Below are 26,822 nucleotides of genomic sequence, written 5' to 3'. Positions count from 1 at the left end.
TTGGTTTAAATTGAACGATTTGTCTGATTTATTTTCGTTTAATTTTTGAAAGAATATTAACATTCATCTCTTTTTTGATTTTTCAAATTCATGATAAAATGCATTACTTTTGGTCAACTTCTAATGGACTAAAATGGAAATTAAAACAATAAATGCATCCGATACGTGGCAGATCAGACATGAGGTGATGTGGCCAGACCAGCCTTTTGAATTTGTGCAGCTCGAAGAAGATAATTTAGGATTGCATTATGGTGCTTACGAGAATGATAAATTAGTTTCAATAGTGTCTTGTTTTATTGCGGGAGAACAGATGCAGTTTCGAAAATTAGCCACTTTAGCCGAATATCAAGGCAGAGGAATTGCATCGGCATTATTGAACCACATTTTTACGGCAGCGAGAGAAAAGGAAATAAAAAAAGTTTGGTGCAATGCAAGGGCAGAAAAAAAACAATTTTATGAAAAATTCGGTATGGTTGATACTGGAGAGCTTTTTACAAAGGCAGGACAGGAATTTGTAATTATGCAGATCGTCTTTTAAGTGATTGGTTTGTAGTGTTTTGAGTGGGTTTTTGTTGTCTAAATATGTCCATTTTGATTTTATTTTAAAGTGAAAACGTTTTCGTTTACGATTACATGTTAAGACTTTCTTATTTTATTTTTTTTATTCCAATCTTTTATTACTTTCGCACCCAAATGAGAAAGTTAATAGTATTTTTAGTATTCATGAATATGCTTCTGTTCGGCGGAGGCCAATATCTTAATGCTAATACTTTTGGCTTACCTCAGCACCATAATCTTGAAAAGAAACACCGAGTTAAATTCACTAATCAAGATCGTGGATCTTCAACTATTGAAGATGCCGCAGATATTGATATTGAAGAGGAATTTCTAGGAAATGATGATGTTGATGGACTTACGAATAAATTTTTTGCATCGTCTTACAGTTTAGTAGACTACTTGTATCTGGCTTTATCAGATCAATCTGCTGCAAATGATTCCAATCGTTTAAAAATTTCTACGCCTAACTTAGGGCATTCAAATCCTATATATATTACTCAGAGAGTATTAAGAATTTGATTTTAAAATATACATTGGTTGCCTAAGTTGCGATCCTGCATATCTTGCTGCTGTATATTTTTCTCTTACTTCCGCTTATATGACAATTAAGGTCAGACCAAGGCTTACTGATGTTTTATCCATCTTTAAGGAATCTTTGTATTCCAAGCATTCAATCGCTTAATTTCCATTTAAAAATCATGAAAAGAATCATCTTGTTCGCGGGCTTTATGGCCGCGGTGTGCTTAACCAGTTGTACAGCAAAAAAAGAAGAAAAAGAAGAAGCGGAAAAGTTTACAGTAACTAATCCCGTAAAACTTGACACTTCATTTACAAAAGAATATGTTTCGCAGATCAAATCTGTACGAAACATTGAAATCCGCGCCCAGGAAAAAGGGTTTTTACAAAACATTTATGTTGATGAAGGACAGTTTGTAAAAAAAGGACAGCTGTTGTTTAAAATTATGCCAAACATGTATCAGTCTGAATTGCTTAAAGCTCAGGCAGAACAAAAATCAGTAGAAATTGAATTACAAAATTCAAAACTATTGGCAGATAAAAATATCGTTTCTAAAAACGAATTAAGTGTAGCTCAGGCAAAATTGCAGTCTGCAAAAGCTGAAGTTGCTCTTGCAAAACTTCATTTATCATTTACAGAAATCAGAGCTCCATTTGATGGAACAATAGATAGAATTCCATTAAAATTAGGAAGTTTAATTGATGAAGGCGAATTACTGACAAGTCTTTCAGACAACAGTCAGATGTTTGCCTATTTCAATGTTTCGGAGCCAGAATATATCAGCTATGAAACAAATGTAAAAGATCGTGCAGATAATAAAGTGAATTTAGTTTTGGCTAACGGAGACATTTTTAAAGAAAAAGGAAATGTTGAAGTTATCGAAAGTGAGTTTAACAACGAAACAGGAAATATTGCTTTTAGAGCAAGATTCCCAAATTCTGGTAAATTACTTAGAAACGGTGAAACAGGACAAGTACAAATGCTGGTTCCTCTTAAAAATGCAATTGTAATTCCGCAAAAAGCGACTTACGAAATTCAGGATAAAAAATATGTTTTTGTTGTGGATAAAAATGATAAGGTAAGCTCTAGAGAAATCACTATTACAGGTGAAATTCCTGATTTATATGTGATCAAAAGCGGACTTAATGAAAATGATAAAATTTTACTTGAAGGTGTTCAGAAAGTAAAAGAGAATGATAAAATTAAATACGAATTTGAATCTCCTAAAAAGGTTATCAATAACCTGCGCTTAAAAGCAGAGTAAATTAGTGTTCAGTCGCAGTTTTAAGTATTCAGTTTATTTTGAAAGTACTAATATTTGCAAGTAACTTATTGATTTCCTTTTAGTTTAATCATTAAAAAAAATAAAAATGTTTAATAAATTTATTCAAAGACCAGTATTGTCGATAGTGATATCGTTGATAATTGTCTTTTTAGGGATTTTGTCTGTATTGAATTTACCAATTACACAATTCCCTACCATTTCACCGCCAATGGTGAACGTTACCGCAGATTACCCGGGATCTAACGGTGAATTGATGGTAAAAGCTGTTGTTATTCCTTTAGAAAGAGCCTTAAATGGAGTTCCAGGAATGAAATATATGGCTTCTGACGCAGGAAATGATGGTGAAGCTACAATTAAAGTGGTGTTTAACTTAGGAACAGATCCGAATCAGGCAGCTATTAACGTTCAGAACCGTGTGGCTTCGGTTACTAATAAATTACCTCCATTAGTAATTAGAGAAGGTATCAAAATTACACGAGAAGTACCAAGTATGTTGATGTACGTGAACCTTTACAGTACAGACAAAAATACCGACATGAAGTTCTTGTATAACTATGCCGATATCAACGTTCTTTCAGAATTGAAAAGGGTAAATGGTATTGGTTCTGGAGATATCTTAGGAACTCGTGAATATGCAATGCGTATCTGGCTGAAACCAGACCGTATGCTGGCTTATAAAATTTCTGCTGATGAGGTAATGGAAGCATTATCCAGTCAGAGTTTGGAGGCTTCCCCAGGTAAAACAGGAGAAAGCTCTGGTAAACGTTCTCAGGCATTTGAATATGTATTGAAATATTCTGGACGTTTTACAACAAAAGAGCAATACGAGAATATTGTAGTAAAAGCAAATCCAAATGGAGAGCTTTTGAGATTAAAAGATGTTGCTAAAGTAGAATTTGGAAGCTCGATGTACGATATCTATTCTAATTTGAATGGAAGACCATCTGCGGCTATTGTATTGAAACAATCTTTTGGAAGTAATGCGAATCAGGTTATTGAAGAAGTTAAGGCTAAACTGGAAAAAATCAAGCAAAGATTTCCTAAAGGAATGGATTATGAAATTTCGTATGACGTTTCTAAATTCCTTGATGCTTCTATCGAAAAAGTAATCCATACTTTGGTTGAAGCATTTATTCTGGTAGGTTTGGTAGTTTTCCTTTTCTTAGGAGACTGGCGTTCGACAGTTATTCCTGCAATTGCGGTACCAGTATCGTTGGTAGGAACTTTTGTGTTCATGACATTCTTTGATATTTCGTTGAACTTGATTACATTATTTGCTTTGGTATTGGCAATTGGAGTCGTCGTCGATGATGCGATTGTAGTTATCGAGGCCGTCCACGCCAAAATGGAAGAAGAACATCTCTCTCCATTTAAAGCAACCAAAAAAGCCATGCACGAGATTGCAGGAGCAATTATCGCAATTACATTCTTAATGGCTGCGGTATTCATTCCTGTTGCTTTTATGTCTGGTCCTGTTGGAGTATTTTACAGACAGTTCTCTGTAACTATGGCAACTGCAATTATCCTTTCTGGTATTGTGGCTTTGACATTGACACCGGCACTTTGTGCGATGATGTTAAAAAACAATCATGGTCAGCCTAAAAAGAAAACCCCTGCAAATAGATTTATAGATGCGTTTAACGATAAATTCAATTTAGCGCAAGGTAAATATCAAAATCTATTAGGTAAAATTGTTGACAGAAGAGTGGTTACTATTGTGGCACTTTTAGGTTTCTGTGCTGGAACATGGTTGATAAGCAGTTCTGTTCCTTCAGGATTTATTCCGAATGAGGATCAGGGAATGTTTTATGCGGTAATTCAGACTCCTCCAGGTTCGTCTTTAGAAAGAACTAATAATATTGCAGAGAGAGTTCAAAAAATTGCCGAAGATATAGATGGAGTAAAATCTGTTTCTTCTTTAGCAGGTTATGAGATTTTGTCTGAAGGTACAGGGGCCAACTCTGGAACTTGTTTGGTGAACTTGAAAGACTGGAGTGACAGAAAAGAATCTGTTGTTGAGATTATGCATGAAATGGAGGAGAAATGTAAAGATATTACAGGAGCGAATATCGAATTTTTCCAACCGCCTGCTGTACCAGGATATGGTGCTGCCGGAGGGTTTGAGCTTCGTTTATTAGATAAAACAGGTTCTGTTGATTATAAGAGAATGGAACAAGTAAATAACGATTTTGTTGCTGAATTGAATAAACAACCGGAATTATCAAACGTATTTAGTTTCTATAGTTCTAGTTTTCCTCAATACATGATGAAAGTCGATAATGACTTGGCACAGCAAAAAGGTGTTTCTATCGAAAATGCCATGAATACTTTGTCAACTCTTGTGGGAAGTAACTACGAAATCAGTTTTATCAAATTTGGTATCAACTATAAAGTAATCGTTCAGGCTTCGCCAGAATATCGTGCACAGCCAGATGATATCTTAAAATTGTATGTAAAAAATGATCGTGATGAAATGGTACCTTTTTCTGCTTTTATGAAACTAGAAAAAGTGTATGGTCTTTCTGAAATTACACGTCATAATATGTATACCTCAACACAAATCAGTGGTTCACCAGCTGCGGGTTATAGTTCTGGTACAGCGATTAAAGTTATTCAGAAAATTGCGGCCGAAAAATTACCAAGAGGATATGACATTGACTGGGCAGGTATTTCTGCCGATGAGGTAGCTCAGGGAAATCAGGCAATTTGGGTATTCTTGATCTGTTTAGGATTCGTTTACTTAGTATTAGCTGCTCAATACGAAAGTTTTATCCTTCCATTATCGGTAATTCTTTCTTTGCCAGCGGGTATTTTTGGAGCTTTCCTTCTGTTAAAATTAACAGGATTAGAAAACAACATTTATGCTCAGGTTGCAATGGTAATGCTTATTGGTTTATTGGGTAAAAATGCGGTATTAATTGTAGAGTTTGCGATTCAGCGACACGCAGCAGGATTATCAGTTTTACAAGCATCAATGGAAGGAGCTAAAGCAAGGTTCCGTCCAATCTTGATGACTTCGTTTGCCTTTATTGCAGGTTTATTACCGCTTGCTTTTGCAACTGGTCCAGGTAAAATTGGTAACAGAACTATTGGTACAGCAGCTGCAGGAGGTATGCTTATAGGAACTATTTGTGGTGTATTCGTGATTCCTGGATTGTATTTCATATTCGCTAAGATTGCTGAGAAACACAAACTAGTAAAACATGAAGAAGAAAATCCATTAACAGAAGAAATTGATAACAATCATGTATAAATTCAAATCATATCAATATGGTATTGCATTAGGAATATGTCTTACGGTTGCAGGGTGTAAAGCCCCTGCACCTGAGGCAGCAATTACCACAAGCACACCAGTTCCTGAGTCATTTGGTACAACGGCTCAAGCTCAGGATGCAAACAATAATACGGCAGCTTTAAATTGGAAAGATTACTTTAAAGATCAAAATCTTATTGATTTAATTGATATTGCCCTGAAAAATAATCAGGAGCTGAATATCACTTTACAAGAAATTGAAATCGCTAAGAATGACATTCGAGTAAGAAAAGGACTTTTATTACCAACAGTTGGTGTTCGCGCCGGCGCTGGAATAGAAAAAGTAGGTAGATATACCAGCCAGGGTGCCGGTGATGCTACAACAGAAATTAAACCAGGTGTAGAAACACCAGATCCGCTGGGAGATTTTACGATTTCTGCTTATGCAAATTGGGAAGTAGATATCTGGAAAAAACTTCGTAATTCTAAAAAAGCAGCTTTAAACAGATATTTAGCTACTGTTGAAGGTAGAAACTTTGTTATTACAAACCTTATTGCAGAAGTTGCAGATTCTTATTATGAATTAATAGCTTTAGACAATCAGTTGGATATTGTAAAACAAACGATCAAATTGCAGACTAACGCTTTAGAAATTGTAAAAGTTCAGAAGCAGGCTGCAAGAGCAACAGAACTAGGAGTTAAGAAGTTTGAAGCAGAGGTTTTAACTTCACAGAGTATGGAGTTTGATATTTTGCAGCAGATAAAAGAAGCTGAAAACAAAATCAACTTTTTATTGGGAAGATATCCACAGGAGATTAAAAGAACAAGCAATACTAATTTCTTAAGTTTGCTTCCAGCTGCTGTAAGTTCTGGAATTCCATCTCAATTATTAGCTAATCGCCCAGATGTGAAACAAGCAGAATTGGAGTTAGTAGCTGCAAAATTAGATGTAAAAGTAGCGCGTGCTGAGTTTTATCCATCTTTGGATATTTCTGCTGCAATAGGTGTACAAGCTTTTAAACCATCTTATTTGCTTACAATGCCCGAATCTCTTTTATATTCTTTAGCGGGAGATCTTGTTGCACCATTGATTAATAGAAATGCAATTAAAGCGGAGTTTGCAAGTGCAAATGCAAGACAACTTCAAGCATTATATAATTACGATCGTACTGTTTTAAACGCTTATTTAGAAGTTTCAAATCAATTGTCTAAAATTGATAATCTTCAAAAAGGATATGATCTTAAATCGAAACAAGTAGAAGCTTTAAATACTTCTATTGACGTTTCTAACGATTTATTTAAATCTGCAAGAGTTGATTATTTCGAAGTTTTGATGACACAAAGAGATGCATTAGAAGCAAAACTAGAATTGGTTGATACTAAAAAAGAACAATTGAATGCTGCTGTCCATGTTTATAGAGACTTAGGCGGCGGTTGGAAATAATATTGCCAATTAATTTGTAGAAAAAAGGCCTTTTGGAAGTAAAATTCTGAAAGGCCTTTTTCTTTAAATTAAATTTGAATCTATTTACATTTCTAATTTTAATTTATTTTGGCATTGAAATCTTTGCTTTAAAACCTTTACCCGGTTCTGTATCAAAATCTATAGTTCCTTTAACAGCCTGAATGCGGCTTTCCATGTTTTGGAGACCATTTTTTATCATCTTAGTTTTTTCACAGCCTTTACCATTATCGGTATAGTTTATTAAGACTGATTTTGGGTCACTGTCAAATTTTATTACCACAAGGTTTGCCTCACTGTGTTTTTTCATATTGACCATCAATTCCTGTAAAATTCGGCTGATAGCGATCTTTTTTACATCATCTATAGTTTCCCAGTTTACACTTTCTAAATTAGTAACCATGATATTCCTTTCTCTGGTATTATAAGTAGAAAGCATTTCTTTTATACTTCTGGTAAAATCTACCCCGGTATCAATTTTATTGTTTTCTTTTGAAATTCCTCTCACGCGCCCGTAGATATCATCTAGTTTTTGTAATAGATTTTCTTTAGTATTTTCTTGAGATAAGGGTTGAGATTCGGCAAAAGCAATTACATGAAATACATCATTTGCCAATTCGTCGTGGATTTTTTTGGCAATTCTAGTTTCGGTATTGTATGAAGTTTTAAATTCTATAGCCTTGTTTTTATTTTTATAATAACGAATTAAAATTGCTATTAAAATCAGTAAAAAAACAAAAACGATAACAAATACAATTCGCATGTATTTGGCTCTTTGAAGAAATAATAAGTTTTCTGCTTTTTCTAAACGAAGTTTTTCGTTTTCATCTTTTTCTTTTTTAGAATCGTATTTAATTTTAGCAAACTTATTTTTAAAGTTATTTCTAATCTTAATAATACTGTCGTTTAGTGTAAAATATTTTTGCACATATTTAGTATCTTGAGAACTATGATTATTTGAAATTAGAATTTGAAGCGCTTCGAGTCTTTCGTCAACGCTGTTTAGTTTTGTGGCAATATTGTAAGCAGCAAGAGCATTTTCATCTGATTTTTGAAGGTCTTTTTTAGAATAGTAATCCGCAAGATGTAGATAACTTTCAATGCTTCCGTAAGTATCTTTAATTTCGTTTTTTAGATGGAGACCTTCATTCATTAAACGAAGTCCTTTTTCATCCAATCCTTTTTTTGAATAAGCATATCCTAAATTGTCTTGCATCCTGCCTTTTAGATATCCTTCAGATTTATTCTCTAAAAGTTTTTCTAAAATTGATTCTAGAAGATTAATTGCTTTATCATATTTTTTTTGGTGTATATAAAGTGCTGCAATATTATTTAGTGGGATTAGTTTTTCCTCCATATCTTTAGAATCTTTTATTGATTCTTTATAGTAAAAAATGGCATCATCATATAGAGAAAGTTCTTTGTCTGCGATCCCCAATGTATTATTTATGCAGCTTACATGGTTTTTATTTTTTATAGCATAAGGTAATGCCTCTGTTACTGTTTCTTTACTGCCATAATAGTCACCATTGATTTGCTGAATAGCAGCCATTTGAATAAGTATAAATGAGATATTGGCGCTGTCTTTTAAAGTTTCAAAAAGTAATTTTGATTTATTAAAATCATAAAAAGCGGTGTTGAAGTTTTGTTTTTGATAATCCTCATCTGCCTTATCTCTTAAACGAAGTGCCTCTTTCCGTACCGATTCAGTGTTAGGGTTGGCAGGCTTTTTTTCTTTACAAGAAAAAAAAGAAAGGAAGATAACAAAATAAAAAAACGGGGACCGTAACATATAAATTTACTTTCCCCGAAAATAGTAATAAATTAGACACTAAAAATATAATTTATTAAGCTTATGGCTTTACTGGAGGTCTAGGTACTTCACCAGGACCATCAGGATCTGCATCACCAGCTTGTAAAGGTTTAGTAACCTTTTCAATTTTCTTTTCTGTTTGAGTCTCGTATTCATCAGGAGTACAAGAAAATATCGTGAATATTAACGCAAAAGCGATAAACAGTATTAGTTTTTTCATTTTAATTTAATTTAGAAATTAGACATAGGTATTGCTGTCCAGAATTATCCAGAGTCTATTTATGACAATACCAAATTGATTTTGGGAAGTAGAGCGTGTAGGACTGTAAGATGTTATTTATACTTCCCGAATAGACTCGATCTTACGGTTTTTCCACACTGCTAATTAGAACTAGTTTATACATTTGTTTTAGTCTGCAGACAAAACTTGAACTAATTTCTATGGCAAAGTAAAGGCGTTTGTAGGCCACTGTAGATAAGGTATTCCCAGAATTCCCGCATTTCCCAGAGATTCCCGAGAATTCCTTAAATCAAAATACAAGGCATAGTAATTTAGGTCCGTTAGAACATGTTATTTCAATATAAAACCAATCTGACCTATATTATAATAGATGCAAAAAGTCCTGAAAAAGTTGCCTTGAATGATTAAAAAAAGATAGAAAATAGAGTATTGAAGAAATCAATAAATTGAGATTGATAGTTGAACAAGTAAAATCGTTGCAAAACAAGAAATAAATCATAGAATTACGTTTGGTTTTTGGGAAATGAAAATGAGGAGTCGAAAGAATATCCTAAAGAGGAAATCTTTTAAATTGTCAATTCTAAAATAATTAAGAAAGAAATTGAAGCGGTCGCTTCGGTATATTCTGCACTTTTATGTTTGGTGCAGAAAAAAGATTAGAAAATAAAATTTCTAAATGAAGTTGGAAAGCATTTTTAAAAATAAAATGCGAAAAGAGATAAAAAAAATAATTTTTAAGGGAATAATTAAGGCGTTGAAAAAGTTTGTTTTTTGGCATATATTATCTGTTATTTATAGCTTAAAGATAAGAAAAAAATATCGATAAACCTAATGATTATCAATAAAATAAAGATTTTTTTCACTCAAAATCATGTTTTTTTTTCTTGACTTTTTTCGTCGTCAATTATCAATTTTTGAGACACTTAAACTTGCCTTTTTCTTATAACTGAATTGTGATAAAATTATTTATATTTATAAAACATTACAAGAGATTTAATTCTAGTAATTATCATTTAAAAAATATCTTTTATGAAAAAGCTTCTTATACTATTAATTGTTTTTTGCACATTCGGTTGTAAAAAATATGTTGTCTCGTTTGAACAGCCCACAAATATGAAACTTGATAACTTAAAGCTGGAAGTGCTTCTTGATAAGCAGAAAGTTAAAGACATCACTTTAAAAGCATCAGATGCAATGCCTACCTATGAGACAGCGTCATTATCAGTATCTGATGATGGAAAACATCTGCTTCAAATAAAAGTAAAAGACACAACCTTTAGCTATGATATAAATTACCCTGAGGAAAAATATATTCTTGTAACGGCTCACTTAAAACAGAATGGTAAGATTCATATCGGAATCTTAAAACAAAATTATAAATATAGATTGCGTTGATCAATTCGATCATATTTAAATAAAAAAAAGCCTTTCACAATTAAACTGTGAAAGGCTTTTGTATATTTTAAGATAGGGGGTTAAGATAAAAAATCTTTAAACCATAAACCTGAGTTTTTAATAGTTCGTTTTTGTGTTTCGAAATCAACGTGAATTAATCCGAATCTGGCATTGTAACCTTCAGCCCATTCAAAGTTATCCGTTAAACTCCACACAAAGTAACCTTCAACATTCAAACCTTCACTTTTAGCTTTTAAAATCTGTTCTAAATGATCTTGAATGTAATGTGTTCGTTTGATATCAAATACTTTTCCGTTTGTAACTGTATCCGGAAAAGCGGCGCCGTTTTCAGTAATAATAATTTTTCTAATTCCTTCGTACTCGTTGAATTTCTTCAAGATATGATACAAAGCAGGCGGATAAACTTCCCAGCCCATTTCGGTCGAAATCACATTTCTTTTCGCGGCGCTGACCAATTCGGCACCAATATACGGAATCAACATGGCTGATTTTACGACTTCTCGAGTATAACATTGTAGCCCGATGAAATCAAAATCGAAATCGAGATTGTTTAAATCGTCTTCGAGAATATAATTGTTGAGTTTTTTTAGCACAGGAAGATCTTTCTGCGGATATCCTAATCCTAAGATAGGTTCGATAAAAGTTCTGTTTAGTAAAGTATCGACACGTTTTGCGGCTTCGATATCTTTAGAACTTTCTGTTGCAGGTTCAATATGGGTGCAGGAAAAAGTAGTTCCGATGTTCGCATCAGGAACTCTATTTCGTAAGGTCTTCGCTCCTGCAGCCGTTGCCAAAGTAACGTGATGCATCGCTTTTAGATAATTGGTAATTCCATTTTTTCCTGGTGCGTGAATTCCTAAAAAATAACCCGCTCCGGTAAAAACCGAAGGCTCGTTAATTACCATCCAGTTTTTAACGCGATCGCCAAAATATTGCGCGCACACTTCAACATATTCTGAAAACCAAGAAACCGATTCGCGGTTTGTCCAGCCTCCTTTTACTTCGAGAGCGTGCGGTAAATCCCAGTGGTAAAGTGTAATCCACGGTTCGATTCCAGATGCAAGTAACGAATCGATAATTTTATTGTAGTAATCTATTCCAGCTTGATTTACAGGATGAATTCCAGTTGGCATAATTCGCGGCCAGCTGATCGAAAACCTAAAATTCGGAATATTTAATTCCTTAATCAGATTAATATCATCTTGATAAGAATTATAAAAATCGCAGGCGGTCAGAGCATGATGTCCGTTTTTTATTTTTCCTTTTTGAGAAGTAAAAACGTCCCAGATAGAAGAACCTTTTCCGTCAGAGTCATGTGCTCCCTCAATTTGGAAAGCGGCGGTAGAAACACCCCACAAGAAATCTTCACCAAATTGGTTTTTGTTCAAAAATGAGTTTTCAACTTTATTCATTCAATGGTACTTTCCTTTATTTTTAAATGATTTATTAATGAAGGAAAGAAGATTGCATAGCTCTTAAAAAAAGCCATTCTTTGAATGATACCAGGAATTTTAGGTTAAAGAATTTCATAACGATTAGTTTTATATCAAATTAATAAAACTAATGTGAATTTATTGTAAAGTGATTATTATCAAATAATTAAATAAAAAAAAAGGGGAGATAAATTAATCTTCCCATCCACAAAGTGTCAATCCAAGACCTTGTGCCTGTTTAAGCGTTTTTTTTGACCACTCCATGACTGCAGGAACTTAAACCTCGACAATTTTCATTGAAATGATATTTTTTTGCAAAACGGAGATGCAATAATTTGGTATGCAAAAACTGAAAATGGAGTCGACTTTTTTAATGGTCATGGAAGGCATCCAGAGAATAATCGTCCTTTAAAGCCTGTTACAAAGTATATTATATCAAAGTATGTAAAAAAATAAAATTTCGTTAAAATGCGATTTATGTAAGATTTTGTTGAAATCATAGAATTTTTTGTAAGTGTATCCCTGTAATTTAGCATTATTAAATTAATTCAATAAAAAAAACAAATCAACATGAAAAGTAGAAACATATTATTTGCAATGGCTTTAGGCTTAGGAATGTTTGCAACGTCTTGCAGCAGCGATGATAACGAAGGAGAAACAATTGTTCCATTACAAGGAAAATACAACTTAAGCAAAACAGGTACACTTGTTGGTACTGAAGAAGTATTGGTTGATGCCGCAGCAAACGCACCAGGATGCAACAGAGATTATTTAGATTTAAGATTAAGTAATGCAGCAGTATATGGTGATTATAATGGAAGTAATTGTGCATTGGTAGAAACTACAGGAACTTATGTAAGATCGCATAATGATTTAACTGTTACTATTGGTGGTATTACTACAACTAGTGATATTATGAACCTTACAAACAAAGAACTTAAATTAAAAGATAAAGCAACTGGTGTAATTACTGTTTATACTAGATAATTAGTTTTCTTTTAAAACTAAAAAACGGAAATAACTTTTAAAGTTATTTCCGTTTTTTTTATGAATTGAAATTAAAAGTTTTAGCTTACCGGAATATAAATATCGAAAGAAGCTCCTTCGTTTTGTACGCCCGAAGCACTTATAAATCCGTTATGGTTTTCTACAATTTTCTTCACAATTGCTAAGCCAATTCCAGTTCCGTTATAATGGTCTCGGCCATGTAGTCGCTGGAAAACTTCAAATATTTTTTTATTGTATTGAGAGTCAAAACCAATTCCGTTGTCTGACACTTTAATATGGCAATAGTTTTTAGCTGGAATGAGTTTCTCATTTTTAAATTCTTTTCCAGTTTTAATTTCGCTGTTAATTTTAATGACAGTTGGAATTTCTGGATTTGAAAACTTTAATGAATTACTTATCAAATTGTACAACAATTGTTTGAATTGAAACGGAATAATATCAACTTCTGATGTTTGCCCCATTTCGATAATGGCACTTTTTTGTTCCAATTCTTCTTTTAAATCCTCTTTTACTTCGTTGATTATCTTAGAAAGTTCTGTTTTTTCAAATACACGTTCTTGAACATTAGTTCTAGAATAAGCTAGTAAATCATTAATTAAAGTCTGCATTCGCTGCGCAGCATTTTGCATTCTTCTAAATTTATCTTTTCCGCTTTCAGATAAATTTTCAGATTCTTTTTCCATAATCTGAGAAGCAAAAGTCTGGATTTTACGAAGCGGTTCCTGCAAATCATGACTTGAAATATATGCAAATGACTGAAGTTCTTTATTCATTTCTTCCAGTTCATTGTTTTTTTGCTCCAATTCCAAAGCATTCATTTTTAATGTATCATCAGCTCTTTTTTTCTCTGTTAAATCATGCGTCACTTTCGAAAAACCAATAACTTCACCTTGTTTATTATGAACAGCTGTGATCACAACGCTTGCCCAAAATAAATTTCCGTTTTTTCGTGCACGCCAGCCTTCATGAATTGCTTTTCCTTTTTCTCTCGCGATTTGTAAAAGTTTTTCTGGAAGCTGATTTTCTTGGTCTTCTTTGGTATAAAAAATGGCAAAATATTTACCAACAATTTCTTCTGCTTTGTAACCTTTTATCTTTTCAGCCCCAACATTCCAATTTTCAACAATTCCTTCTGGATTTAAATATAAAATAGAATATTCCTGAACTTCTTCAACCATTAAATGATAACGTTCTTCACTTTTTTGAAGCGATTCGTTGATCTGAATTAATTCTCTTGTTCTAGCCGTAACTTGCTGCTCAAGTTCGTGTGTAAATGCTTTTTCAGTATGAATATCTGTAAAGGCACCAACCCATTTTATAATTTTATTATCTAAATCGTAAATTGGTTCTCCAATAGCTGTATGCCATCTATAACTTCCATCTTTTCTTCGCATTCTAACATCGCATCGATATAATTCTCCTGTTGCAAGCGAATGTTTCCAGATTTTGATATTTTCTTCAAAATCATCTGGATGTACCATAGACTGCCACGAATCGTCGAGATCTGGGTGAATACCAGTATATTCCTGCCATCTTCCAGAAGTAAACAAAGAATTACCTTCTGCATCTGTTTCCCATATTAGCTGCGGAATACTTTCGGTTAGAGAACGGAATCTTTTCTCGCTTTCTTCGATTTTTTTTCGGGCTTCTACTTTTTCTGTAACATCAATAAGTGTCATTCTAATTCCAGAAATAGAATTATCGCTTTCGCGGAGCGGTGCAAATTCAAAATCAACATAAAATTGATTAACAGAATTTAGGTCATTAATAAAAAGCAGCGATTCGTATTCAGAATAAGTTTCTCCAGCTTCGTAAACCTTTTTTAATAATCCGGCATATTTCTGCTCATTAAGTTCTGGAAATAATTCTAAAATGTTTTTTCCTTGAACATCAGCTTCACCTTTTTTCCAAATATTATTTAGAAGAGCAAAATTAGCCATTTCGATTACAAAATTATTTCCTCTTAAAATGGCTTTAGGAACTGGAGACTGCATAATAAGATTGCGTAATTTTTTTTCGCTATCTTCAATTTTCTGCTGGTATTTTTTCTCTTCTGTTATATCTCTAACCGTTCCAATTAGTTTTTCGGGTTCATTATTTTCATCATAAAAAAGTTTGCCTTTTCCCTCAATCCAATGTATCGATTGATCGATCCAGATTACGCGAGCTTCATAATGCAGCAAACCATTAGTTAAAGCATCTTTAAATGCTTTGTTTCGAATATGCATATCATCTGGATGAAGATGTGCCAATAATTCTTCATGCGTTAAAGAAACATCTTCTTTGTAACCGCCAATAACTTCAAGATAACGTTGAGAATAAGCAGGAACTCTAGTTTTGACATTTAATTCCCAAGTTCCAAGTTCACTGGCTTCAACAACAATTTTAAGCCGATCTTCGTTATGTTCAATTTTTTTACGGGTTTCTACTTTTTCACTAACTTCAGTTACGGTTACGATAATACCCGTAATTTCTCCATTTTCTTCTCTTAGCGGATGATAAAGAAAATCAAAATAGCAAATTTCTTGTTTTCCATATCGGTTTAATGGAATAGGCATTTCGTTTCCATAATAAGGAATTCCAGTAGTAAAAACATTATCTAAAAGAGAGCCAACAGTATCTTTTACTTCAGGTAACGAATCAAACAGAGGTCTGCCCACAAAAGTACTTTCTTCGCGTGCAACCAATTTTAGATAAGACTCATTCGCCATTTCTACCACATGCTGAGGTCCGCGTAAAATTGTAATTCCTACAGGAGCTTGTTTAACGGTGTTTCTAAAGCGTTTATCTGCTTCTTCAATTTCTTGTCTGGCAGTGACTTGCGCTGTGTTGTCTAGAACCCAAATTGCGATTTTAGTTACTTTGCCTTCTATGTTTTTTAGTGGAGAGTAAACAAAAGTTACGTATATTTTTTCTTTTTTGCCATGCCTGATTAATACCATTTCTACCTCATTGGCATGAAAAGGAATTCCTTCTTTAATTACTTTCTGCAGTTCTTTTTCATAAAAAGGTTTAACTTCTGCAAAAGCATCCCAGTAATATTTTCCAGCAATTTCATCGTAAGTTTTTCCAGCGACTTCTACAAAACTGTCATTTACAATTTCGCTTATCAAAGTATCAGCATCAAGTAAACAAATGCCAATTGGTGCTTGATGCACCATGCTGCTTAAATTTTGTTCGTTTTCTTCAATTATTTGTTTGGCCAAATACAAATCTGTCAATTCTGCAGCAGTATTCATTACCGCATAAATTTTACCATTTGTATCGTACAGTGGTGTAAAACTATAATTGAAGTAGAATGGCTGTAATACATTATCTATTACAATATCGATTCGTGTATTTTTAGAATGGAAAGATTGTCCGGTTTCATAAACCATTGCGACTTGTTCAAATACAGATTGATTATGCAGCTCTGGAAGAATTTCTTTGTACGTTTTGCCGATTACGTCGTTACCTTTTCCCCAAATTTTTATAATTGATTCATTGGCAAGTTCAATGCGCATTTCCTTACCAACATATACTGCAATAGGAAAAGGAGCATTTTCGACCAATTGTCTTATCTTTTGTTCACTTTCTTCGACTTTTGAACGAGCCAAAACCTGAGCCGTTACTTCGGTAGCAATTGCCACAACACCAGAAATAGTGCCGTCACTTTCCCTAAGCGCTTCATATACAAAATTGATATAAGTGTTTTCGGTTTGACCATTTCTATTTAATTGAACAGAACGTTCATTAGTCGTGATTTTTTTTCCGTTTTGATAAACGTTTTGAAGAATTTCATCGAGACCTTGCTCTTTAAATTCAGGAAAAGTTTCAAAAATAGGTCGATTGATTATTTTTTCTGCATTTGCTCCCCAGAGTTCGATCATTTGCTCATTGGCAATTTCAACCACATAATTATCGCCTCTAAAAATGCACATAGCAATTGGAGCCTGCATAATATTGTTTACAAATCGAGCATTACTTTGCTGTAAAGCATCTGCAACAATTTTCTTGTCTGTAGTTTCGACTACGGTAACTAAAATACCGCCAATAGATCCGTCTTCTATTTTTATTGGACTGTATGAAAAATCAAAGAAGCATTCTTCTGTATACCCATTTCTAGATAGAAATACTTTAAAATCGGGATAGCTTACTGCTTTTCCTTTCATTACATCGGCGAACATAGGACCGGTAATATCCCAGATTTCGGCAAAAGTTACTTGAGGACTTCCACCTAATGCTTCTGGATGTTTGGTTGCGCCCAAAATTGGTAGAAAAGCATCATTGTATAATTGAGTATAATTTTTTCCCCAAGAAATGTACATCCCAAAAGGATTATTAAGCATCATTGCCGTCATAGTTTTTAAACTTTGCGGCCATTTTTCAGGATCGCCCAAAGGCGTTTTGCTCCAATCNTTTTTTTTCGGTTCATTTCCAAAGAAGATTTAGGGTTGCAATATAAAATTTGCTCTTTCGGGCTGTTTAAAATTGTTCTCTGATGCGTTCGTCAGTGCGTTTTCGATAACTTTTTTTAATTTAGAAAAATCACCTGGTTTCCTAATATAAAATGATGCTCCTTTTTTATACAAGTTGTTTACAATTTCGGTATCCAAGGAGGTTGAGAAAATTATTATGGGCAGATCTTTCAGTTTTTCGTCTCCTTTTATTTCTGCTAAACATTCCAAACCGTTTTTTCGAGGCATATTCAAATCAAGAAAAAGAACATCTGGAAGGTTTAAAGCGTTAGTTTTTAAATAATCCATCAGCTGCACACCGTCATTAACTGTGGAAAGAGCGGTCTCAATGGGAATCTCATCGAGGGCTTCCTTAAAAAAATCGCAGTCATCTTCATCATCATCAGCTAATAAAAGATTGTAATGCTTTATATTCATTGCTTTTAGTCTCCTAAAATTTATTATTAATTTTTTATTTGGCTAAATTTAACTTTTTTAAGTAAGAATTCCTGTTTTTTTGTGAAGAATGTTTTTTGAAAAGAGAAAAAAAATAGCTCCTGCAATTTTATTTTAAATTTTACGTTATTAATTATTGTTAGATGTTTTTCACTCTACATTATTTTGAGTTTTGATTTCTTAATTAATACTAAAAAGAAATCCTGTTAAAAGGGAGCAATAATACTCTTCAAGACCCTTTTTAAATCTGACTGTAAACTCTGAAATTTTCCGTTTTTCTGTATACTATATGCACAAAGTGTAAAATAATTATACACTCTTTTTTGGCCTGATTTCGCTAAAAGCCTCTACATCAGTTTTAAACCTTATTGGCACGACGCTTGCAAATTGTGTTTATGTCAAAATCTTTGATGCGTTTGTTTTTTATTATTTCTCCCCATACGAGAAACAAATAAAAGGAGAAGAAAAGATTTTACTAAAAGCCATATTAAAGAAATCAAACAGGAGTATAAGCATGGAAAGCGAAACAATTATCTCAGAACAATTTTACTCGAACAGCAGTTCGGTTATCAGCGAAAAAGCATTAAACAGTTCTTTTTTTGGAACTAAAGAAAAATCACAAAAAATACACGTAGAAAGGCCAACAAGTCCTTTTGGATTAGCAGTTCTTATTGCAACATTTTTATTAATGATTGCAGGTGTGTATTTGGTAGTTCAATTACAAGACGATTTTGAACAATTCCACTTTGAAAGAATTGCTTCAACTTGGGGACTGCCATTTTTAATCATAACTACAATTTTATTCTTATACCAAACAGGAGTTTTCTTGTACAGTTCTTATTTATATTTAAGATATAAAGCAATTCCATCTGTATCAGACGATTTATTGCCAACTTGTACGATTATCGTTCCAGCTTATAATGAAGGAAAATTAGTTTGGGATACTTTAATGAGTCTTGCAGAAAGCGATTATCCAGCAGAAAAATTACAGCTTTTAGCAATTGACGATGGAAGTAAAGATGATACTTGGTATTGGATGCAGGAAGCAAAAGCAAAATTAGGAGATCGTGTAACTATTTTTCAACAACCTAAAAATGCAGGTAAACGCCATGCTTTATACAGAGGATTTAAATTAGGGACAGGTGAAATTTTTGTAACAGTAGATAGTGATTCTATCGTTAAAAAAGATACTTTAAGAAACTTAGTAAGTCCGTTTGTAGTAAACAAAAAGTGCGGTGCTGTTGCTGGAAACGTTCAGGTTTTGAATAATAAAAAAGCTATTTTACCAAAAATGCTGAATGTAAGCTTCGTAATGAGTTTTGAATTTCAACGTTCTGCAGAAAGTGAAGCAGGTGCAGTATTATGTACTCCTGGAGCTTTAGCAGCCTATAGAAGAGATGCAGTATTTAATTGTCTGCCAGAATGGATCAACCAAACTTTTATGGGACAGCCTTCAGATATTGGAGAAGACCGTGCTATGACAAATATGATCTTGAAACAAGGTTTTCATGTATTGTTTCAAAGAAATGCGGTTGTGTTGACTAATGTTCCAGAAGATTATAAAGGACTGTACAAAATGTTTATCAGATGGAGCAGAAGTAATGTTCGTGAAAATTTGATGATGGCTAAATATGCTTTTAAAGATTTTAGAAAAGAATCAAAATTTGGAGCAAGACTTTTCTTTTTAAATCAGTCTTTTAAAATTTTAATGACATATCCGTTCCTATTATTTATGTTCTTCTTTATTGCGGTACACCCAGTATTATTTTTAAGCTCGACATTAATGGCAATTTTGATTTTCTCTAGTTTCACAATGCTATTTTATGCAAAAAGATATACGCTTGCAGAATCTTTCTGGGCATATTCATACAGCCTTTTTTACACTTTCAGTTTGTTCTGGATTGCGCCTTATGCGATAGCAACTGCCAGCAAAAGAGGATGGTTAACAAGAGGATTGTAACATTTCGTACACTATTTATATCACTATAAAAACTCCACCCAAGTGAAAGAGCCCGCTGTATTTTTACAGCGGGTTTTTTAATTATATGCCAATTCATTCTGAATGTCTGTATATAAATTAAAATTTGTTATGGTGGCATACGTTCCTTCGGAACGTTTCATTGGTAGAAAAAATATAGCAGTCATTAAAAATACGTTCCGTAGGAACGTTTGTTACTTCTGATGATTAAAAAGGATATTAAAATCAAACGTTTCTATGGAACTTTAAAAAATAATTCCAATTTAGAATTTGCTGCCGATGAAATGTTCCTCGCAACAAATAAAATTTGAGAATTTTTATTTGTTTTTATTTTGATTCTAAAGCAGCAATAATCTGCTTTTTCATCGCAGTATTAATGTAATCTAAAGCTTCAGCATAGGAAATAGCATAACGTCTTTCTATATTCTGAAAATGCTGTGGAAAAGTGTCTAAAATTTTATCGTAATAAATATTTAGTTGGTTTTCAGATGGCATTTCATATTTCAAACGAAGCTGAAATCTTCTTAATAAAGCGCTGTCGATTATTTCGTAATGATTCGTGGCACAAATCAGTAAACTATCAGAAGGGAAATAATCAAAAAGCTGAATTATAGTATTCACCAATCGTCTCATTTCGCCGACATCTTTATCGTCGCTGTCGCGACTTTTACCAATTTGGTCAAATTCATCTAAAAATAAAACGGCTCTTTCGCGAATGGCTTTATCAAAAATTGCTTTTAAGTTTTTAGAAGTTTCACCAATTCTAGAGTCGATTATAGTGCTGAGGTTGACAATTATAATCTTTTTGTTTAAAGTATTTGCAATTGCTTTTGCCGTTGTAGTTTTACCGCAGCCAGAACTTCCATGCAATAAAATCTTATTATCAACTTTAAGATTGTATTTCTTTAATTCCTCAAAATATTGATGTTCTTTAATAATCTGAAGCAGGGCAGATTTGTTTTCATTACTAAAGAATAAATCATCTAAAGCAATTTTTTCGGTATCGATTACGGTAAGATCATTCAGGTTCATCTGCTGTTTATTTTGCTGCAAAATTAAGGTTTATTCTGTTTTGTTCTAACGAATGAAGATGTTAAAGAAAATCCTTTGAAATAATTAAAATCATTACGTTTTAATTCTTTTCTAAAATTTGAACAGATAAAAAAATCTGCTGTGGATTCTTCTGCAGCAGATTTTTTTTATTTCTAAAGCTTAAGCAGAGTTCAATTGAAAAAATAAGATAAAAAATTTCAATTTTAGATTTAAAGAAATTGGCTACGGCATTTTTTTGAAATTTAATAAAAATACAAATTTAACTTAATAATGGTTTGAATTTGATATTTTGTAAAATCCATTTTATTTTAATTGAAGAATTCATTTAAGTTGAAAAAAAGAATGTATTTTGTGTTTTAGATTAAACATTTTTTAACGTTTAGTTGTTTTTAAAATTAAGAATTATAGCAAATATAAAATTGTGTTGTCGAGAACAAATTAGGATTATTGGCTAAATTTATTATGTTTGTTGCGAATTATTCAATTTCAAAAACCATCATTCATTTGTCGACTCTTACCTTAAATCAAGATCAAATTTTAATTGATCGTCTTCGTGACGGCGATGAATCGGCTTTGACAGAATTGTATAATAAATTTTGGCAGGCGCTTTTTATGTCTGCTTATAATGTCATCAAAGACAAAGAATTGTGCGAAGATATTATTCAGGATATTTTCATGAATATCTGGCACAATCGAGAAAAAATTGAAATTCATATTTCTTTAAAAGGCTACATGTACGCGTGCGCCAGATATCAGGTTTTTAATCATTTAAGAAAAAATAAAGACAAAATACATGTCGAACTTTTTGATGATCTTGAAAAACGATTTCTAACAACTACTCCCGAAACGCAGTTAATGCACGACGAATTGGTTCAGCAGCTCAATTTAATTATCGAATCGCTTCCCGAAAAATGTCAGGCGGTTTATAAATTAAGCCGTGAAGAACAACTGAGTCATAAAGAAATTGCCGAACGACTTAATATTTCTACAAAAACAGTCGAAAACCATATTACAAAAGCCCTGCATACTATAAGATCTTCTATGGGCGAGAGTATGAGTATGGCGATGATTTTATGGCTTTCAAAAAATATCTTTTAGCAAAAAATAATGCAGTGATTAGATTGGTGATGTGTGGTTTTTCTTCTTTTTTAATTGTCTTTCAAAAAAAAATCAAAAAAATACGATTTGGAATAGGGGGTATGTGTCTTTTTGGATACTTACTTAATAACTCCCCGAATTAATATAAAAAAAAATGAAAAAAGAGGATTTTTTAGTGCTGCTAAATAGATATCTTTCCGGTGATACCACTCTCGAGGAGAATAATAAATTATTGAATTATTACGAGAGTTTTCAAACCGGACAAGATTGGGACGATGCATTGGGTTCTAAAGAAGAAATGGAACTCAAAATGAGAACGCGTCTTCAAAATGCACTTCAATCTGAAGAAAATAAAATTATTCCCCTTCAGCCTTTTTACACTAAAACGACTTTTAAATTAATGGCGATGGCGGCATCACTATTATTGTTGATTTCGATTTCATTATTCATTAGTAAAACAAATCCGCTTAAAATAGAAACTCCCGCAGTTGCCCACAAAGAAATTCTAATTGGCAGCGATAAAGCTACTCTGACATTAGAAGACGGTTCTGTAATTGCTTTAGAAAAAGGAAAATCGTATACGCAGGGGAATGCTTCTAGTAACGGAGAAAAATTGATTTACAATTCAAAAGATGCTAAACCTGCTGCAATCGCAAACAATTATTTAACGATTCCGAGAGGCGGACAATTTTTTGTTCAATTAGCCGACAGTACTAAAGTCTGGCTGAACTCTGAATCTCAGCTAAAATATCCAGTTGCATTTGTAGATGGCGAAACCAGACAGGTAGAGTTGGTTTATGGAGAAGCCTATTTTGAAGTTTCACCAAGTACCAAACACAAAGGTTCAAGATTTAAAGTAAAAACTCAAAGTCAAAATGTAGAGGTAATTGGAACAGAATTTAATATTAAAGCCTATAAAGACGAAACTACTATTTATACCACATTGGTAAAAGGGATAGTTGCGGTAAGTAATGCTAGTAAAAAACAAATTTTAGCGCCAAACGAACAATCTAGAATAACTGATTATAACGGAAATATTGCCGTTTCGGATGTGGATGTTTACAACGAAATTTCGTGGAGAAAAGGATTATTTGTGTTTAAAGGAATGCCTCTAAAAGATATTGCAAGAGTACTTTCTAGATGGTACGATGCTGATATTGTGTTTGCTGATCCAGCTCTTGGAAACGTAAAATTTAATGGAGTTTTAAATAAAAATCAAAAATTAGAAGACATATTAACGACCATCAAAAACATCAATTTTATTAATGCCTATGAGAAAAAAGACAATAAGATTATTATAAAATAAAAAGAAAAGGGATTAAAGTTTAGACCTCTCACCGTACTGCACTTCATCCCTTTCTGTGTATTAATCAATTAATCAGTTTTAACAACCAACCAACCAATTAACATGTAAATTTATGAAATTTAAATTAACCAGTGCCTATTTCTATTTGAGAAAGAGGCTAATTATTAACATTATGAGAACTTTTATCTTCTTGTTTTGTACTACAATTTTTGGTTTTTCTCCCGTAAATCTATTTTCACAAAACACAAAAGTTGTAATTGCCGCTGATAAAATGGTGTCTGTTGACGAAGTTTTTGACATTATCAAGCAGCAAACAAATTATACTTTTATTTATCAGGAAGATTTATTTAAAAAATTACCGAGAGTACAATTAAAAAAGGGAAAAATTAAGGTAAATGATCTTTTAAAAGCGACTTTTACAAGTAAAGATTTTGACTTTAGTTTTACAAATGGAAATACGATTGTTGTAAAAGAGGTTCGTCCAGAAAGAGTTGTAGTACAGCAGTCTAAAAATATAGAAATTTCTGGTGTTGTAACCAATCAGAAAAAAGAACCGCTGCCAGGGGTTAACGTAAAAGTTAAAGGTACAAATGCAGCTGCCCAAACAGATTTTGACGGGAAATTTAAAATTACAGCGCCAAATGATGGAATCTTATTATTTACTTATATTGGACACAGAGCCGAGATTGTTGCCGTAAATAACAGAAAGGTAATCAATGTTTCGCTTACCGAAGAGACCAAACAATTAGAAGGTGTTGTCGTAAATACAGGGGTTACGGTTCGTAAAAAAGAATTAATTACGGGTGCAGTCTCTACTTATAAAGGTGAGGAATTAAGACAAGTTTCGACTCAAAACGTTGTTCAGGCCTTAAAAACGTTAGATCCTTCGTTTATGGTTTTAAACAATAACATTGCAGGTTCAAACCCAAATGTTTTGCCAGTAATCGAAGTGAGAGGACAGACCAGTTTATCTGTAAATCAAGTAAATGATCGTTTTAAAGAAGATCCAAATCAACCTTTGTTTATCTTAGACGGATTCCCGACTACATTACAGCAAGTTGTTGATTTAGATATTAATAGAATTGCCAATATTACGCTTCTTAAAGATGCTGCTTCTACGGCATTATATGGTTCACGGTCTGCAAACGGAGTTGTTGTTATTGAGACCAATAAACCAATTCCTGGAAAATTACAAATTTCTTATGTCTATAATTCATCTTATGAATTGGCAGATTTAAGTGTTTATAATTTAATGAATGCGGAGCAGAAATTAGAATTCGAAAGACTTTCTGGCGCTTATGTAATAAAGCGTCTTGGCGACTATGCTACACAATTTAAGTGGGATGAAATTTATAACCAGCGTCTGGCAAATGTGCGTCGTGGTGTTGATACTTACTGGCTGAATGAGCCTATTCAAATGGGAATTACTTCGGGACACAGTTTGTCAATTGGCGGAGGATCAGACGAATTTAGATTCAATCTTGCCGGAAATTACAAATCTTTATCCGGAACAATGAAAGGCTCTGAGCATAATACTTGGGGATACAATGCCAACTTGATTTATAAAAAGAAAAAAGTAAGTTTCAATAATAACTTCTTTATTTCAGGAGGTAATAATCAGGAATCTCCTTATGGCTCATTTGCTACTTGGGCAAAAGCAAGTCCGTATTATGAAAAATATAATGAAAATGGAGTTCCAACACGTTATTTAGATGGAACTAATATTCCTGTGGGAAATCCAATTGTAAACGATTATGTAAATCAGGCAGAGAATCCTTTATATAATGTTCGTTTAAACAGCTTTGACAAGAGTGTAGATTTTAATTTCACAAACAACTTTGCTATTAATTATGACATTAATCCTCATATAAAAACAACTGCAGCACTATCGGTTTCTAGATTGCAGACTACATCTACAAAATTCGTTTCGCCAGATAACACGCAATTCATTTCAGATATTCCAACAGAAAAAGGAAGTTATGAGAGAAAAGATTATCTGACTAATAAATGGAATGGAAATATTGGAGGGACATATTCAAATGTTTTTAATAATGTTCACTCTGTTACGTACACGTTGCGAGCTTCGGCTTTAGAAACAAGATATGGATCTTATAGTTCTATTTTAAGAGGATTCCCATTAGGAGTTGAAGGCAATCCTAGCTTTGCTTTTGGATTTGAGAAAGATTCAAAACCTGGAAATTACAATGAAATGGTGCGAAGCGTTGATTTAACCAATCAGCTGAATTATGCTTACAATAGAAAATATTTGCTTGATTTAACTCAGACAATTTCTGGAGCAACCAATTTTGGAACAAATAAAAAATATTCACCTTACTATGGTATCGGTATTGGATGGAATATGAACTATGAATTTAACATGAATGTTGATGTCGTGAATATCTTAAAACTTCGTGCAAATTTTGGTCAGACAGGAAATCAAAATCTTGTTGGTTTTGCTTCACATGATATTTATACTTATGATCCTAATACTAATATTTTTGGCGCCGGATTAAACGTTTCGCAATTGGCAAACATCAATTTAGAGCCTCAAAAAACAAAAGATTTGTCTTTAGGGCTAGACTTGGCAATGTTTAAAAACAGATTGACGGCAACTTTGGGAGCTTACAGACGTAGAACTTCTCCACAAATTGTTGAAATCGATCTTGCGGCTTCAACTGGAGTTACCGCTTATCCTTTAAATATTGGTTATATCACTACTCAAGGTTTAGAGCTTAAAGCCAATTATACTATTATTAATAATGCTAAATCTGATTTTTATTGGGGAGTAGGATTAACCGCGACTACAAATGAAAATGAATTAGGAGGCTTTAATAATGCTTTGGCTTCATTAAATGATGCGGCCAAAAAAACAACCAGTCTGACAAGATTTTATGATGGAGCCAGCACAAATGATCTTTGGGCAGTGCCTTCATTAGGAATTGATCCTGCTACAGGAAGAGAAGTTTTCTTGAAGAAAAATGGAGAAACTACATTTATTTTAGATAAAAATGATGAAAGAATCATGGGTAATTCAAGAGAAATTGCAACAGGTGTTTTTTCTACAAGTGTTAATTACCAAAGCTTCAGTTTAGGAGTATTCATCCGTTACAGTTTTGGAGCAGATCAATTCAACACTGCTTTATATGACAAAGTCGAAAATATCAGCTCAAGTAATATTTTTGATAATCAAGATGCCAGAGCGTTTACAGACCGATGGACAACTCCAGGACAAATCGCACAATTTAAGGCTATCAGCTTAACAAACGAAACACCGATTTCGTCTCGATTTATTCAAAAAGCAGATTATATATCAGGAGAATCGCTTCGCTTAGGATATCGCGTAACCAACAAAGCTTGGCTTAATAAATCAGGATTAGCTGGTTTAGCATTCAATGCTTATGCAAATGAGTTTTTTAGAGTTTCGACTATAAAAGCTGAGCGAGGAATTGAATATCCTTTTTCAAGAATTTATTCTTTAAGCATAAACGTATCATTTTAATACAGAAATT

General features: G+C 33.1%; 17 protein-coding genes. 11 read left to right on the top strand and 6 right to left on the bottom strand.

What is annotated here, in order from left to right; genetic code table 11:
* Positions 1-133: 133 nt before the first annotated feature.
* From ASE40_RS09825 to ASE40_RS09805, 5 genes are all read left to right on the top strand, one after another.
* Positions 134-538, top strand: coding sequence for a GNAT family N-acetyltransferase (locus ASE40_RS09825; protein WP_057116770.1), 405 nt, complete (start codon positions 134-136; stop codon positions 536-538).
* Between the two features lie 155 nt (positions 539-693).
* On the top strand, positions 694-1,077 hold the full coding sequence (locus ASE40_RS09820; protein ID WP_057117012.1) for a hypothetical protein: 384 nt from the start codon (positions 694-696) through the stop codon (positions 1,075-1,077).
* Between the two features lie 179 nt (positions 1,078-1,256).
* Positions 1,257-2,339, top strand: a complete 1,083-nt coding sequence (locus ASE40_RS09815) for an efflux RND transporter periplasmic adaptor subunit (protein WP_057116769.1) — start codon at positions 1,257-1,259, stop codon at positions 2,337-2,339.
* A gap of 106 nt (positions 2,340-2,445) precedes the next feature.
* Positions 2,446-5,613 carry an efflux RND transporter permease subunit gene (locus tag ASE40_RS09810; protein ID WP_057116768.1) on the top strand — a complete coding sequence of 1,056 codons (3,168 nt, stop codon included), beginning with the start codon at positions 2,446-2,448 and terminating at the stop codon, positions 5,611-5,613.
* On the top strand, positions 5,606-7,057 hold the full coding sequence (locus ASE40_RS09805) for a TolC family protein (RefSeq protein ID WP_057116767.1): 1,452 nt from the start codon (positions 5,606-5,608) through the stop codon (positions 7,055-7,057). Before ASE40_RS09810 ends, ASE40_RS09805 begins: the two co-directional genes overlap by 8 nt.
* A 103-nt stretch (positions 7,058-7,160) precedes the next feature.
* Here the strand turns inward: ASE40_RS09805 and ASE40_RS09800 are convergent, their stop codons facing one another.
* Both ASE40_RS09800 and ASE40_RS09795 read right to left on the bottom strand, forming a co-directional pair.
* Entirely contained in the window at positions 7,161-8,867 is a 1,707-nt protein-coding gene (locus ASE40_RS09800) for a tetratricopeptide repeat-containing sensor histidine kinase (protein ID WP_057116766.1), read from the bottom strand.
* 61 nt (positions 8,868-8,928) lie between these two features.
* Positions 8,929-9,108: a hypothetical protein gene (locus tag ASE40_RS09795; RefSeq protein ID WP_057116765.1), complete on the bottom strand. Its 180-nt coding sequence runs from the start codon at positions 9,106-9,108 to the stop codon at positions 8,929-8,931.
* A gap of 1,050 nt (positions 9,109-10,158) precedes the next feature.
* Between ASE40_RS09795 and ASE40_RS09785 the strand changes: the two genes are divergently transcribed.
* Positions 10,159-10,524: a hypothetical protein gene (locus ASE40_RS09785; RefSeq protein ID WP_057116763.1), complete on the top strand. Its 366-nt coding sequence runs from the start codon at positions 10,159-10,161 to the stop codon at positions 10,522-10,524.
* An 80-nt stretch (positions 10,525-10,604) separates the two neighbouring features.
* Here ASE40_RS09785 and ASE40_RS09780 read toward each other — a convergent pair whose 3' ends face one another.
* Positions 10,605-11,957, bottom strand: coding sequence for a GH1 family beta-glucosidase (locus ASE40_RS09780; protein WP_057116762.1), 1,353 nt, complete (start codon positions 11,955-11,957; stop codon positions 10,605-10,607).
* 591 nt (positions 11,958-12,548) lie between these two features.
* Here ASE40_RS09780 and ASE40_RS09775 point away from each other — a divergent pair.
* On the top strand, positions 12,549-12,965 hold the full coding sequence (locus tag ASE40_RS09775; protein WP_057116761.1) for a lipocalin family protein: 417 nt from the start codon (positions 12,549-12,551) through the stop codon (positions 12,963-12,965).
* A gap of 80 nt (positions 12,966-13,045) precedes the next feature.
* Here ASE40_RS09775 and ASE40_RS09770 read toward each other — a convergent pair whose 3' ends face one another.
* Together ASE40_RS09770 and ASE40_RS09765 are read right to left on the bottom strand one after the other, a co-directional pair.
* Positions 13,046-17,137 (bottom strand): PAS domain S-box protein, encoded by a 4,092-nt coding sequence (locus ASE40_RS09770; RefSeq protein ID WP_262487370.1) that lies wholly within the window; start codon positions 17,135-17,137, stop codon positions 13,046-13,048.
* Between the two features lie 276 nt (positions 17,138-17,413).
* Positions 17,414-17,860, bottom strand: coding sequence for a response regulator (locus tag ASE40_RS09765; protein WP_057116760.1), 447 nt, complete (start codon positions 17,858-17,860; stop codon positions 17,414-17,416).
* 532 nt (positions 17,861-18,392) lie between these two features.
* Here ASE40_RS09765 and ASE40_RS09760 point away from each other — a divergent pair.
* Positions 18,393-19,838: a glycosyltransferase gene (locus ASE40_RS09760; RefSeq protein ID WP_057116759.1), complete on the top strand. Its 1,446-nt coding sequence runs from the start codon at positions 18,393-18,395 to the stop codon at positions 19,836-19,838.
* A 345-nt stretch (positions 19,839-20,183) separates the two neighbouring features.
* On the opposite strand, the gene ASE40_RS09755 is transcribed toward ASE40_RS09760, so the two are convergent.
* The gene (locus ASE40_RS09755) at positions 20,184-20,888 is read right to left on the bottom strand and encodes an AAA family ATPase (RefSeq protein ID WP_057116758.1); all 705 of its coding nucleotides are present in this window, start codon (positions 20,886-20,888) and stop codon (positions 20,184-20,186) included.
* A 468-nt stretch (positions 20,889-21,356) separates the two neighbouring features.
* Between ASE40_RS09755 and ASE40_RS09750 the strand changes: the two genes are divergently transcribed.
* The 3 genes from ASE40_RS09750 to ASE40_RS09740 all read left to right on the top strand — a co-directional run bounded on the left by ASE40_RS09750 (position 21,357) and on the right by ASE40_RS09740 (position 26,812).
* On the top strand, positions 21,357-22,007 hold the full coding sequence (locus tag ASE40_RS09750; RefSeq protein ID WP_128414960.1) for an RNA polymerase sigma factor: 651 nt from the start codon (positions 21,357-21,359) through the stop codon (positions 22,005-22,007).
* 154 nt (positions 22,008-22,161) lie between these two features.
* A complete protein-coding gene (locus ASE40_RS09745; RefSeq protein ID WP_057116756.1) occupies positions 22,162-23,313 on the top strand; it encodes a FecR family protein in 1,152 nt (383 codons plus the stop codon).
* A gap of 172 nt (positions 23,314-23,485) precedes the next feature.
* A complete protein-coding gene (locus ASE40_RS09740) occupies positions 23,486-26,812 on the top strand; it encodes a SusC/RagA family TonB-linked outer membrane protein (RefSeq protein WP_057116755.1) in 3,327 nt (1,108 codons plus the stop codon).
* Positions 26,813-26,822 lie beyond the last annotated feature (10 nt).

The sequence above is a fragment of the Flavobacterium sp. Root935 genome (genome assembly GCF_001429295.1).
Classification (GTDB): Bacteria; Bacteroidota; Bacteroidia; order Flavobacteriales; family Flavobacteriaceae; genus Flavobacterium.
Note: the sequence above shows the minus strand (reverse complement) of the source record. Positions and strands in the feature narration are given on the sequence as shown.